Below are 13142 nucleotides of genomic sequence, written 5' to 3'. Positions count from 1 at the left end.
ATGATTGTTCGGCGGTGTCCTACTCTCCCACAGGGTCCCCCCTGCAGTACCATCGGCGCTGTAAGGCTTAGCTTCCGGGTTCGGAATGTAACCGGGCGTTTCCCTCACGCTATGACCACCGAAACACTATGAAACTGTTTCAGCCGCACCACACCCCGGCCAAAGGGGGTGTGGGGCTGTTCGTGGTTTCAGAACCAACACAGTGGACGCGAGCAACTGAGGACAAGCCCTCGGCCTATTAGTACCGGTCAGCTCCACCCATTACTGGGCTTCCACATCCGGCCTATCAACCCAGTCGTCTACTGGGAGCCTTAACCCCTCAAAGGGGGTGGGAATACTCATCTCGAAGCAGGCTTCCCGCTTAGATGCTTTCAGCGGTTATCCCTCCCGAACGTAGCCAACCAGCCATGCCCTTGGCAGAACAACTGGCACACCAGAGGTTCGTCCGTCCCGGTCCTCTCGTACTAGGGACAGCCCTTCTCAATATTCCTGCGCGCGCAGCGGATAGGGACCGAACTGTCTCACGACGTTCTAAACCCAGCTCGCGTACCGCTTTAATGGGCGAACAGCCCAACCCTTGGGACCGACTCCAGCCCCAGGATGCGACGAGCCGACATCGAGGTGCCAAACCATCCCGTCGATATGGACTCTTGGGGAAGATCAGCCTGTTATCCCCGGGGTACCTTTTATCCGTTGAGCGACGGCGCTTCCACAAGCCACCGCCGGATCACTAGTCCCGACTTTCGTCCCTGCTCGACCCGTCGGTCTCACAGTCAAGCTCCCTTGTGCACTTACACTCAACACCTGATTGCCAACCAGGCTGAGGGAACCTTTGGGCGCCTCCGTTACTCTTTAGGAGGCAACCGCCCCAGTTAAACTACCCATCAGACACTGTCCCTGATCCGGATCACGGACCCAGGTTAGACATCCAGCACGACCAGACTGGTATTTCAACGACGACTCCCCCTGAACTGGCGTCCAGAGTTCAAAGTCTCCCAGCTATCCTACACAAGCCGAACCGAACACCAATATCAAACTATAGTAAAGGTCCCGGGGTCTTTCCGTCCTGCTGCGCGAAACGAGCATCTTTACTCGTAGTGCAATTTCACCGGGCCTATGGTTGAGACAGTCGAGAAGTCGTTACGCCATTCGTGCAGGTCGGAACTTACCCGACAAGGAATTTCGCTACCTTAGGATGGTTATAGTTACCACCGCCGTTTACTGGCGCTTAAGTTCTCAGCTTCGCCACACCGAAATGTGACTAACCGGTCCCCTTAACGTTCCAGCACCGGGCAGGCGTCAGTCCGTATACATCGCCTTACGGCTTCGCACGGACCTGTGTTTTTAGTAAACAGTCGCTTCTCGCTGGTCTCTGCGGCCACCCCCAGCTCGGAGAGCAAGTCCCCTCACCAGTGATGGCCCCCTTCTCCCGAAGTTACGGGGGCATTTTGCCGAGTTCCTTAACCATAGTTCACCCGAACGCCTCGGTATTCTCTACCTGACCACCTGAGTCGGTTTAGGGTACGGGCCGCCATGAAACTCGCTAGAGGCTTTTCTCGACAGCATAGGATCATCCACTTCGCCACAATCGGCTCGGCATCAGGTCTCAGCCTTAATGTGCGACGGATTTGCCTATCGCACGGCCTACACCCTTACCCCGGGACAACCACCGCCCGGGATGGACTACCTTCCTGCGTCACCCCATCACTCACCTACTACAAGTCTGGTCCGTCGGCTCCACCACTTTCCATTCCCCGAAGGGTCCGGAACGGCTTCACGGACTTAGCATCGCCTGATTCAATGTTTGACGCTTCACAGCGGGTACCGGAATATCAACCGGTTATCCATCGACTACGCCTGTCGGCCTCGCCTTAGGTCCCGACTTACCCTGGGCAGATCAGCTTGACCCAGGAACCCTTAGTCAATCGGCGCACACGTTTCTCACGTGTGTATCGCTACTCATGCCTGCATTCTCACTCGTGAACCGTCCACCACTGCCTTCCGGCGCGGCTTCACCCGGCACACGACGCTCCCCTACCCATCACAGCAGGCGTTGGCCCTATATGCTGCAATGACACGACTTCGGCGGTACGCTTGAGCCCCGCTACATTGTCGGCGCGGAATCACTAGACCAGTGAGCTATTACGCACTCTTTCAAGGGTGGCTGCTTCTAAGCCAACCTCCTGGTTGTCTCTGCGACTCCACATCCTTTCCCACTTAGCGTACGCTTAGGGGCCTTAGTCGATGCTCTGGGCTGTTTCCCTCTCGACCATGGAGCTTATCCCCCACAGTCTCACTGCCGCGCTCTCACTTACCGGCATTCGGAGTTTGGCTAAGGTCAGTAACCCGGTAGGGCCCATCGCCTATCCAGTGCTCTACCTCCGGCAAGAAACACACGACGCTGCACCTAAATGCATTTCGGGGAGAACCAGCTATCACGGAGTTTGATTGGCCTTTCACCCCTAACCACAGGTCATCCCCCAGGTTTTCAACCCTGGTGGGTTCGGTCCTCCACGAAGTCTTACCTCCGCTTCAACCTGCCCATGGCTAGATCACTCCGCTTCGGGTCTTGAGCGTGCTACTCAAACGCCCTATTAGGACTCGCTTTCGCTACGGCTACCCCACCCGGGTTAACCTCGCAACACACCGCAAACTCGCAGGCTCATTCTTCAAAAGGCACGCAGTCACGAGAATGCATGCAAGCATGCACTCCGACGCTCCCACGGCTTGTAGGCACACGGTTTCAGGTACTATTTCACTCCGCTCCCGCGGTACTTTTCACCATTCCCTCACGGTACTATCCGCTATCGGTCACCAGGGAATATTTAGGCTTAGCGGGTGGTCCCGCCAGATTCACACGGGATTTCTCGGGCCCCGTGCTACTTGGGTGTCTCTCAAACGAGCCGTTGACGTTTCGGCTACGGGGGTCTTACCCTCTACGCCGGACCTTTCGCATGTCCTTCGCCTACATCAACGGTTTCTGACTCGCCTCACAGCCGGCAGACTGTGAAAGAGAGATCCCACAACCCCGTATGCGCAACCCCTGCCGGGTCTCACACGCATACGGTTTGGCCTCATCCGGTTTCGCTCGCCACTACTCCCGGAATCACGGTTGTTTTCTCTTCCTGCGGGTACTGAGATGTTTCACTTCCCCGCGTTCCCTCCACATACCCTATGTGTTCAGGTATGGGTGACAGCCCATGACGACTGCCGGGTTTCCCCATTCGGAAACCCCCGGATCAAAGCCTGGTTGACGACTCCCCGGGGACTATCGTGGCCTCCCACGTCCTTCATCGGTTCCTGGTGCCAAGGCATCCACCGTGCGCCCTTAAAAACTTGGCCACAGATGCTCGCGTCCACTGTGCAGTTCTCAAACAACGACCAGCCACCCATCACCCCCAACCCTCACCGGGTCGGAGTGCACTGGGGCCGGCACTGAAGACAGACCTTGCGGCCATACCCTCAGACACCCAACAGCGTGCCCGACCAACCCCCGCCCGAAGATCATGCTTTCCACACCCTTACGAGCAGTACTTGCAGCCTCCGACCCGGAAACCGGCCGAATAATCAACGTTCCACCCTTGAGCAACCACCGTCGGACATACGCCGACGTAATGGCCCTGGACCACCGGGCAAGCCCGGCAGCCTAGATGCTCCTTAGAAAGGAGGTGATCCAGCCGCACCTTCCGGTACGGCTACCTTGTTACGACTTCGTCCCAATCGCCAGTCCCACCTTCGACAGCTCCCTCCCCGTGAGGGGTTGGGCCACCGGCTTCGGGTGTTACCGACTTTCGTGACGTGACGGGCGGTGTGTACAAGGCCCGGGAACGTATTCACCGCAGCAATGCTGATCTGCGATTACTAGCAACTCCGACTTCATGGGGTCGAGTTGCAGACCCCAATCCGAACTGAGACCGGCTTTTTGAGATTCGCTCCACCTCACGGTTTCGCAGCTCTTTGTACCGGCCATTGTAGCACGTGTGCAGCCCAAGACATAAGGGGCATGATGACTTGACGTCGTCCCCACCTTCCTCCGAGTTGACCCCGGCAGTCTCCTGTGAGTCCCCATCACCCCGAAGGGCATGCTGGCAACACAGAACAAGGGTTGCGCTCGTTGCGGGACTTAACCCAACATCTCACGACACGAGCTGACGACAGCCATGCACCACCTGTACACCGACCACAAGGGGGCGACCATCTCTGGCCGTTTCCGGTGTATGTCAAGCCTTGGTAAGGTTCTTCGCGTTGCGTCGAATTAAGCCACATGCTCCGCTGCTTGTGCGGGCCCCCGTCAATTCCTTTGAGTTTTAGCCTTGCGGCCGTACTCCCCAGGCGGGGAACTTAATGCGTTAGCTGCGGCACCGACGACGTGGAATGTCGCCAACACCTAGTTCCCACCGTTTACGGCGTGGACTACCAGGGTATCTAATCCTGTTCGCTCCCCACGCTTTCGCTCCTCAGCGTCAGTAATGGCCCAGAGATCCGCCTTCGCCACCGGTGTTCCTCCTGATATCTGCGCATTTCACCGCTACACCAGGAATTCCGATCTCCCCTACCACACTCTAGTCTGCCCGTATCGAATGCAGACCCGGGGTTAAGCCCCGGGCTTTCACATCCGACGTGACAGACCGCCTACGAGCTCTTTACGCCCAATAATTCCGGACAACGCTTGCGCCCTACGTATTACCGCGGCTGCTGGCACGTAGTTAGCCGGCGCTTCTTCTGCAGGTACCGTCACTCTCGCTTCTTCCCTGCTGAAAGAGGTTTACAACCCGAAGGCCGTCATCCCTCACGCGGCGTCGCTGCATCAGGCTTTCGCCCATTGTGCAATATTCCCCACTGCTGCCTCCCGTAGGAGTCTGGGCCGTGTCTCAGTCCCAGTGTGGCCGGTCGCCCTCTCAGGCCGGCTACCCGTCGTCGCCTTGGTGAGCCATTACCTCACCAACAAGCTGATAGGCCGCGGGCTCATCCTTCACCGCCGGAGCTTTCAACCCCCACCCATGCGAGTGGAAGTATCATCCGGTATTAGACCCCGTTTCCAGGGCTTGTCCCAGAGTGAAGGGCAGATTGCCCACGTGTTACTCACCCGTTCGCCACTAATCCACCCCGAAAGGCTTCATCGTTCGACTTGCATGTGTTAAGCACGCCGCCAGCGTTCGTCCTGAGCCAGGATCAAACTCTCCGTGAATGTTTTCCCGACTATGCTTAATTAAAAGCGCGGGTCGACACCACGAGAGCGGAACAGCCAGGCGGAATAAGCCCGGCCGTTCACAGCGTCCTCGCTGTGTTTTATTTCAAAGGAACCTCATCCCCGGCTATCACTGCCGGGAACGGGGTATCAACATATCTGGCGTTGATTTTTGGCACGCTGTTGAGTTCTCAAGGAACGGACGCTTCCTTTGTACTCACCCGAGAGACTCTCTCAGGCTTTCCTCCGGGCTTTTCCCTTCGGTCTTGCGTTTCCGACTCTACCAGACCGTTTCCCGATCCGATTTCCTCGGTGCTTTCCAGGTTCCCGCTTTTCTTTCGCGGTTTCCCTTTCCGGCGGTTCCGACTCTACCAGATCCTTTCGGGCCTGATTCCCAGTCAGCGGGGGGGTTGTCTTCCCGGCCGTTGGGCCGTTCCGACGAGTGAGACTTTAGCGGATTCCCTGCTCCCGAAGCCAATCGGGGGCCTGCGCCCTTTCGAACGCGGATTCCTCATTTCGCGAATACGCACGCCAATGACGCGACGGCAGCCGAATCGACTGCGCGTCGAGAAGTGGTTGGTACTGCGGAATGGCTGTCCGGGGACCGACCGGAGTCGGCGCTCACGTCGGACAACTCGGAGAACACTACGTATCTGGTCCGGGGCGTGTCAACTCATGTCCCGAGGGCACCCCTGAGGCGTACTCTGACGGACATGACGACGCATACGTGCACCCAGCTGTGGTGGGCCGCCTGACGGCGGCCGTGCTCACGTATGTACTCAACGGCCGCCGCTTCGGCGGCCGTTCTTGTTTCTCCCACCGGGGTTCCAGGGGGTCGGCCGACCGGAGCGGCGGTCTCGACCAGGAGGTGGAGAGATGAAGCGAGTCTTCAGCGGGATCAAGCCGACCGGGCATCTGACGCTGGGGAACTACCTCGGGGCTCTGCGGCAGTGGGCCGAGGTCGACCAGCACCGGGCGGACTCCTTGTTCTGTGTCGTCGACCTGCACGCGCTGACCGTGGACCACGATCCGGCGCGGGTGCGTCGGCTGAGTCGGCAGGCGGCGACGCTGCTGCTGGCGGCGGGACTGGATCCACAGTTGTGCACCGTGTTCGTACAGAGTCATGTGGACGAGCACGCGCGGTTGTCGTATCTGCTGGAGTGCGTGGCCACGGACGGCGAGATGCGGCGGATGATCCAGTACCGGGAGAAGTCCGCGCGGGAGCGGGAGCGTGGGGGGAGCGTGCGGCTGTCCTTGCTCACGTATCCCGTGCTGATGGCGGCCGACATCCTGGCCTACGGGACCGACGAGGTGCCGGTGGGAGACGACCAGACGCAGCATGTGGAGCTGGCGCGGGACCTGGCGGTGCGGTTCAACCAGCGGTACGGGCACACGTTCGTCGTGCCGAAGGCCACGCATCCGGCGGTGGCGGCGCGGGTGATGAACCTGCAGCAGCCGGCGTCGAAGATGGGCAAGAGCGACGACTCCGGGCCGGGGATCGTCTACCTGCTGGACGAGCCCGAGGTCGCGCGCAAGAAGGTCATGCGGGCCGTCACCGACAGTGGGCGGGAGGTCGTGTACGACCGGGAGGGGCGGCCCGGGGTCGCGAATCTGCTGGAGATCCTCGCCGCTTGCACGGGCGGGAACCCGGAGGTCCTGGCGGGCGTTTACGAGTCGTACGGCGCTTTGAAGAAGGACACCGCGGAGGCGGTCGTCGAGGTTCTCAGGCCCGTGCAGGCCAGGCACAAGGAGTTGTGCGCTGACCCCGTGTACGTGGAGGGGGTGCTGCGGGATGGAGCGGAGAAGGCTCGGGCGATGGCTCGGCCCGTCGTCGATACGGCCTATCGCGCGATCGGGCTGCTTCCGCCGGTGACAGCGGCGGAGGCGGTGGCCGACGGAGTGCTGAACGCGGCGGCTCGGTAGGCGCGGGGGCTGGTGGCGAGGCGCGATGCGAAGTGCTGGCGCATCGTGACCTCGCTGCCGAAGCCGACGCTCCGGGCGACCTCGTCACTCGTTCCGGTTCTCGGTGCGTCAGTCCTTTTTGCCTGAGGCCAGTTCGCGGCTGCGGTCGCGGGCGGCCTCCAGGGCGGCGATGAGGGCGGCTCGTACGCCGTGGTTCTCGAGTTCGCGGATGGCGCTGATGGTCGTGCCCGCGGGGGATGTCACGTTCTCGCGGAGCCTGACCGGGTGTTCGCCGCTGTCGCGGAGCATCGTGGCCGCGCCGATCGCGGACTGGACGATCAGGTCGTGGGCCTTGTCGCGGGGCAATCCGAGGAGGATGCCGGCGTCGGTCATGGCTTCGACCAGGTAGAAGAAGTACGCGGGGCCGGAGCCGGAGAGGGCGGTGCAGGCGTCCTGCTGGGACTCGGGGACGCGGAGGGTCTTGCCGACGGAGCCGAAGATCTCCTCGGCGTGGGCGACGTGCGCGGCGGTGGCGTGGGTGCCGGCAGAGATGACGGACATCGCCTCGTCGACGAGGGCGGGGGTGTTCGTCATGACGCGGACGACCGGGGTGCCGGTGGCGAGGCGCTCCTCGATGGAGGCGGTGGTGATGCCGGCGGCTCCGCTGATGACCAGGCGGTCGGCGGGGACGTGGGGGGCGAGTTCGTCCAGGAGGCCGCTCATGTCCTGCGGTTTGACCGTGAGGATCAGGGTGTCGGCGATCTTGGCGGCCTCGGCGTTGGTGACCGGCGTGACTCCGTAGCGGGTGCGGAGTTCTTCGGCTCGGTCCGGGCGGCGGGCGGTGACGAGGAGGTCGGTGGTGGGCCAGCCGCCTCTGATCATGCCGCTGAGGAGGGCTTCGCCGATTTTGCCGGTGCCGAGGACTGCGACTTTTTGGGTCATGGCTGGGGGTCCTCCGGGGGTGTGCGTCGTCCGGGGCCATCCTCGCATCGGGGGTGGGGGGTGGGGGTGCGTGTCCGGTGGGCGGACGTGGGGCGGGTGTGCTGGGTTTCGCCCCCGCCGCCCTTACCCGTTCCCATCCCGTTCCTGGGGGCTGCCGCCCCCAGACCCCCGCTTCGGCCCTTAAGGGGCCTCGTCCTCAAACTCCCCCAGAGGGGGACCCCCAACGGGCTGAGTGCAGCCGGACTGGGCTGGAAAGTTGTCGTCATGCTGTTCTGCGCCTCAGGGTTGCTGCTCCCAGGGTCAGTACCAGGAGTGCGCAGGCCGCCACGATCAGGGTGTCTCGTACGAAGGTGGCTGTCATGTCCGTGTGTTTGAGGATTTCGTTCATGCCGTCGACGGCGTAGGACATGGGGAGGGCGTCGGAGATGGCTTTCAGGGCTGGGTGCATGGTGTCTCGGGGGGTGAAGAGGCCGCAGAGGAGGAGTTGGGGGAAGATCACCGCCGGCATGAACTGGACCGCCTGGAATTCGGTGGCCGCGAAGGCCGAGACGAAGAGGCCCAGGGCCGTTCCCAGCAGGGCGTCCAGGAGGGCGACCAGGAGGAGGTGCCAGGGGCTGCCGGTGACGTCCAGGTCCAGGAACCAGACCGCCAGGCCGGTGGCCAGGGCCGACTGGATGATCGCGAGGGTGCCGAAGGCCAGGGCGTAGCCGGCGATCAGGTCGCCCTTGCCGAGGGGCATGGCGAGGAGGCGTTCGAGGGTGCCCGAGGTGCGTTCGCGCAGGGTGGCGATGGAGGTCACCAGGAACATCGTGATCAGGGGGAAGATCCCGAGGAGGGACGCGCCGATGTTGTCGAAGGTGCGCGGGCTGCCGTCGAAGACGTAGCGGAGCAGGAACAGCATCGCGCAGGGGATGAGGATCAGCAGCGCGATCGTGCGGGGGTCGTGGCGCAGTTGGCGGAGGACTCGGGCTGCGGTGGCGGTCGTTCGGGCCGCGTTCAGGGCGCTGGTGGGGGGTGTTGTGGTTGTGGTCATGGCGTGGGCTCCTTTGCGCGGGTTGACTGCGTCGCCTCGTCCACCAGGTGCAGGAAGGCCGACTCGACCGTGTCCGTGCCGGTGCGGGTGCGCAGGGCGTCGGGGGTGGCGTCGGCGAGGATCTCGCCCTCGCGCATGAGGAGCAGGCGGTGGCAGCGTTCGGCCTCGTCCATGACGTGGGAGGAGATGAGGAGGGTGGTGCCCCGGGTCGCCGCGATGTCGTGGAAGAGGTTCCACAGGTCGCGGCGGAGCACCGGGTCCAGGCCGACGGTCGGTTCGTCCAGGACGAGGAGTTCGGGGGTGCCGAGGAGAGCTACGGCCAGGGAGACGCGGTTGCGCTGGCCGCCGGAGAGGTTGCCGGCGAGGGCGTTCGCGCGGGTGGTGAGGTCCACGTCGGCGATGGCCCGGGTGACGTTCTCGTGGCGGCGGCCCGCTGCCACGCGGCCGGGGTCGAGGATCGCGGCGAAGTAGTCGAGGTTCTGGCGGATCGTCAGGTCGTCGTAGACGGAGGGGGCCTGGGTGACGTAGCCGATGCGGGTGCGGAGGGTGGGGTGGCCGGCGGGGTGGCCCAGGACGTCGAGGGTGCCGGTGACCTTGGCCTGGGTGCCGACGATCGCGCGCAGGAGGGTCGACTTGCCGCAGCCGGATGGGCCCAGCAGGCCGGTGATCTGGCCTCGCGGGACGGTGAAGTCGAGGGAGTGGAGGACCGTTCGGGTGCCTCGGATCGCGGTGAGGCCTTCGGCGCGTACGGCGGGAGCGGGGGTGGGGGTGGTGGGTTCTGTGGGTGGGGGCTGGGGTGCGTCCCTTTCGGGTGGGCGAGGGTTCCACCTGAAATTCATCATGCGATGAATAATGCTCGCGGCGCGAGGGAGCGTCAAGCGGCGCAGGCGCGTGGGGGTGGGATTGGGGGCGGGGGTTCGGGTTCCTGCGCTTCTGTGTTCGCACGGCAAGCAACGACACCCCGGTGCGGAGTTGGTCGTTTCAACTGACAATGGAATTCATGCGCGGCACCCTCCCCCGGTGCCGCGTGCCCACGCATCTCCCGTTTCCTACCGGAGGTGCCGCCGTGTTGCGCCATGGTGTTCGCAAGGCCGATCTGTTCGCTTCCTTCGTCGTCTTTCTCGTCGCGCTCCCCCTGTGTGTGGGCGTCGCCCTGGCCTCCGGTGTGCCCGCCGAGCTGGGGCTGGTCACCGGCATCGTCGGCGGGCTGGTGGTCGGGGTGCTGCCGGGCAGCAGCCTGCAGGTGAGCGGGCCGGCGGCGGGGCTCACCGTGCTCGTCCACGAGGCCGTGCAGAGGTACGGCGTGGCGGCGCTCGGGGTGCTCGTGCTCGCTGCCGGGCTGGTGCAGCTCGGGCTGGGTGCGCTGCGGCTCGGGCGGTGGTTCCGGGCCGTTTCGGTGGCCGTCGTGCACGGGATGCTCGCCGGGATCGGGCTGGTGCTGGTCGCCGGGCAGGTGTACGCCCTCGGGGACGTGGGTGCGCCGGAGGGCGGGCTCGGGAAGCTCGCCGGGCTGGTGTGGTTGCCCGGGCGGGTGGATCCGGTGGCGTTGTCGGTGGGGGGTGCCACCATGGTCGTGTTGCTGCTGTGGGGGCGGTGGCGGCTCGGGGCTCGGCTGGTTCCGGCGCCGTTGGTCGCGGTGACGCTGGCGGCGGGCGTCACGTGGGTGTTCGACCTGGATGTGCGGCGGGTGCGGGTGCAGGGCTTGTGGGATGCCGTACGGGTGCCGGAGGCGGCGGATTTCGGGCGGCTGACGGAAGTGGGGGTGATCGGGACCGTCGTGGCGTTCGCGCTGATCGCGTCGGCGGAGTCGCTGTTCGGCGCGGCGGCGGTGGACCGGCTGCATGACGGGAGGAGGACGGACTACGACCGTGAGCTGATGGCGCAGGGCGCGGGCAACGCCGTGTGCGGGGTGCTGGGCGCACTGCCGATGACTGCGGTCATCGTGCGGAGCGCGGCGAACGTCAGGGCGGGTGCGCGGACGAAGGCGTCGCGGGTGCTGCACGGGGTGTGGCTGCTGCTGTTCGCGGCCGTCGTGCCCGGGGTGCTCGGGGTGATTCCGGTGGCGGCGCTGGCCGGGCTGCTGGTGTACGCCGGCGGCAAGCTCGTGCCCGTGCGGGAGGCGCGGAAGCTGTGGCGCGGGCATCGGGCGGAGGTCGTCGTACTCGGGGTCACGGCCGGGGCGATCGTCGTGGGGAACCTGTTCGAGGGGGTGTTGGTCGGGCTGGCGCTGGCCGTGGCGAAGACGGCCTGGGAGATCAGCCATGTGCACGTCGAGACGGAGGACCGGGGCGACGCCGGGCTCGTCGTCCGGGTGCTGGGGCATGCGACGTTCCTGCGGCTGCCGAAACTTCTGGACGCGTTGGAGGCGCTGCCGCGCGACCGCGAGGTGCGGCTGGAGTTGGGCGGGCTGCGGCATGTGGACCACGCGTGTGCGGCGGCCCTGGAGGGGTGGGCCGCCGCGCGGGAACAGCGGGCTGAGCTGCTACGGGAGGAGCTGCTTCGGGGGTAGGTGCTTCAAGGGGAGGGGCTTCAAGGTGCGTCAGGGGGGTGGTTCAGAGTGCGTCAGGGGGGGGTGGTTCAGAGTGCGTCAGGGGGGGTGGTTCAGGGGGAGGTGGCGACCAGTAGTTCCACGTCGTAGGTCTCCTCGATCGTGCCGTCCGGGAAGGCGGTGAGGAGGTGGCGGCGCTCTTCGGCGAGGAAGGCGGCCGTGCCCTCCTCGCCGTGGACGAGGAAGACCGAGTGGCTGCCGATGTTGGCCAGGTGCGTGTCGACGGGGACGCGGCGGCTCCAGCGGACCCGGCGGTGGGCGAAGTCGAGACGGCCGGAGGGGTCGGCGAGGACGGCGTGCGAGCCGTCGCCGTTCTTGCGGACGACCCGGTCGAGGCCGAAGTGGCGCTGGATGCGGTCCGTCTGGGCATCGATCCACGGCACGTCCAGCGCGCTGGTGTTCCACCACAGCGCGAGCGCGCCGCCCGGGCGCAGGACGCGCAGGGCCTCCGGCACCGAGTGGGCCGGGTCGGTCCAGTGCCAGGACTGGGCGTAGGTGAGGAAGTCGAGGGAGGCGTCGGCCAGGGGGAGGTGGTTGCCGTCGCCTCGGACGATCGGCACGTCGGGGAGGGTCTGGCGGAACTGCGCGGCCATGCCGTCGCCGGGTTCGACGGCGATGACGTCGGTGCCGCGGGCGTGCAGGAGGGCGGTCGCTATGCCGGTGCCGGCGCCGATGTCCGCGACCCGCGCGCCGGTGAGGGGGTGGCCGGCGAGGTCCTCGATCGCGTCGAGGAGGGTGGTCGGGTAGGAGGGGCGGTTGGCGGCGTACTGGGCTGCGGCGGAGTTGAAGGAGTGGGCTCGGGTGGTGTGGTGGGAGGGGGTGGGGGACGGGGTGGGGGATGTGGTGTGGGGGGACTGCGTCATGGGGCCATGGTGGACGGTGGGAGGGGGGCGAGGAAGACCGCGGTGAGCGTGGGGGGCGGGGGCGATGGCGGGAGGTGATGGGCGTGAGGGTCGTCGGGGTCGTCCGGATCCGTCGGGACCATCCGGCTCGGCCGGGGCATCCGGGGCGTCCGGGGCGTCCGGGTCAGGTGTGGCGGCGTTTCTTCGACGGGTTGCCTGTGCGGCGGGCGTTGCGGCGTTCGTGCTGTTGGCGGGCCGTGTCGTACTCCTCGCGGTGGAGTTTCTCGCCAGGAGCTTCGGTGAAGGTGCGGAAGAAGTAGGCGAGCAGGGAGCCCACGAAGCCGATGGCCAGCAGGCCGCGCAGGGAGGCCTGGCGGTCGGGGTCGGGGCGCTTGGCGAAGGCGTCCCAGGTGTTACGGAAGGCGAGCGCGCTGCAGACCGCGAACATCACGACGACCAGGAGGGTCACGAAGCCGCCCAGGTCGGCGATCGCGATGCCCTCGTAGGCGAAGCGGAGGACGAGGCAGGAGATGGTGACGGCGGCGAGGGAGCCGACGGCGGCGGCGATGCGGCGGGCGGCGTAGCCCTGGTGGCCGGGGTCGTGGTCGACCCAGGTGGTGCCGAAGAAGCGGAGGGGCTCCGGGCGGGGGCCGGTGCCGGTGCCGATTTCGGTGCCCGTGCCGGATC

At 65.1% G+C, this 13142-nt stretch carries 7 protein-coding genes and 3 rRNA genes; 2 read left to right on the top strand and 8 right to left on the bottom strand.

Features of this window, described 5'->3' with window-relative positions; genetic code table 11:
- Positions 1-6 precede the first annotated feature (6 nt).
- The 3 genes from rrf to OG352_RS25110 all read right to left on the bottom strand — a co-directional run bounded on the left by rrf (position 7) and on the right by OG352_RS25110 (position 5188).
- Positions 7-123 (bottom strand): 5S ribosomal RNA (gene rrf, locus OG352_RS25120).
- Between the two features lie 95 nt (positions 124-218).
- Positions 219-3342, bottom strand: a 23S ribosomal RNA gene (locus OG352_RS25115).
- Between the two features lie 319 nt (positions 3343-3661).
- Positions 3662-5188: ribosomal RNA gene (locus OG352_RS25110) — 16S ribosomal RNA — on the bottom strand.
- The 16S, 23S and 5S rRNA genes sit together here, the layout of an rRNA operon.
- 876 nt (positions 5189-6064) lie before the next feature.
- Between OG352_RS25110 and trpS the strand changes: the two genes are divergently transcribed.
- A complete protein-coding gene (gene trpS, locus OG352_RS25105) occupies positions 6065-7111 on the top strand; it encodes a tryptophan--tRNA ligase (protein ID WP_329219946.1) in 1047 nt (348 codons plus the stop codon).
- Between the two features lie 108 nt (positions 7112-7219).
- On the opposite strand, the gene proC is transcribed toward trpS, so the two are convergent.
- From proC to OG352_RS25085, 3 genes are all read right to left on the bottom strand, one after another.
- Positions 7220-8032: a pyrroline-5-carboxylate reductase gene (proC, locus tag OG352_RS25095; protein WP_329219945.1), complete on the bottom strand. Its 813-nt coding sequence runs from the start codon at positions 8030-8032 to the stop codon at positions 7220-7222.
- 262 nt (positions 8033-8294) lie between these two features.
- Positions 8295-9065 carry an ABC transporter permease gene (locus tag OG352_RS25090; protein WP_329219944.1) on the bottom strand — a complete coding sequence of 257 codons (771 nt, stop codon included), beginning with the start codon at positions 9063-9065 and terminating at the stop codon, positions 8295-8297.
- Positions 9062-9907, bottom strand: a complete 846-nt coding sequence (locus OG352_RS25085; RefSeq protein ID WP_329219943.1) for an ABC transporter ATP-binding protein — start codon at positions 9905-9907, stop codon at positions 9062-9064. Before OG352_RS25085 ends, OG352_RS25090 begins: the two co-directional genes overlap by 4 nt.
- A gap of 227 nt (positions 9908-10134) precedes the next feature.
- On the opposite strand from OG352_RS25085, the gene OG352_RS25080 reads away from it, so the two are divergent.
- The gene (locus tag OG352_RS25080) at positions 10135-11574 is read left to right on the top strand and encodes a SulP family inorganic anion transporter (protein WP_329219942.1); all 1440 of its coding nucleotides are present in this window, start codon (positions 10135-10137) and stop codon (positions 11572-11574) included.
- A 92-nt stretch (positions 11575-11666) separates the two neighbouring features.
- Here the strand turns inward: OG352_RS25080 and OG352_RS25075 are convergent, their stop codons facing one another.
- Together OG352_RS25075 and OG352_RS25070 are read right to left on the bottom strand one after the other, a co-directional pair.
- Entirely contained in the window at positions 11667-12476 is an 810-nt protein-coding gene (locus OG352_RS25075) for a class I SAM-dependent methyltransferase (protein ID WP_329219940.1), read from the bottom strand.
- 163 nt (positions 12477-12639) lie between these two features.
- Positions 12640-13122, bottom strand: coding sequence for an EamA/RhaT family transporter (locus OG352_RS25070; RefSeq protein WP_329223953.1), 483 nt, complete (start codon positions 13120-13122; stop codon positions 12640-12642).
- Between the last annotated feature and the right edge of the window lie 20 nt (positions 13123-13142).

The sequence above is a fragment of the Streptomyces sp. NBC_01485 genome (assembly GCF_036227125.1).
In the GTDB taxonomy this organism is placed as follows: Bacteria; Actinomycetota; Actinomycetes; order Streptomycetales; family Streptomycetaceae; genus Streptomyces.
This window is presented reverse-complemented; position numbering and strand designations above follow the sequence as displayed.

Excerpts from the sequence above, each read along its gene's own strand:
- trpS (WP_329219946.1), top strand. The coding sequence starts at position 6,065 with ATGAAGCGAGTCTTCAGCGGGATCAAGCCGACCGGGCATCTGACGCTG.
- proC (WP_329219945.1), bottom strand. The coding sequence starts at position 8,032 with ATGACCCAAAAAGTCGCAGTCCTCGGCACCGGCAAAATCGGCGAAGCC.
- OG352_RS25090 (WP_329219944.1), bottom strand. The coding sequence starts at position 9,065 with ATGACCACAACCACAACACCCCCCACCAGCGCCCTGAACGCGGCCCGA.
- OG352_RS25085 (WP_329219943.1), bottom strand. The coding sequence starts at position 9,907 with ATGATGAATTTCAGGTGGAACCCTCGCCCACCCGAAAGGGACGCACCC.
- OG352_RS25075 (WP_329219940.1), bottom strand. The coding sequence starts at position 12,476 with ATGACGCAGTCCCCCCACACCACATCCCCCACCCCGTCCCCCACCCCC.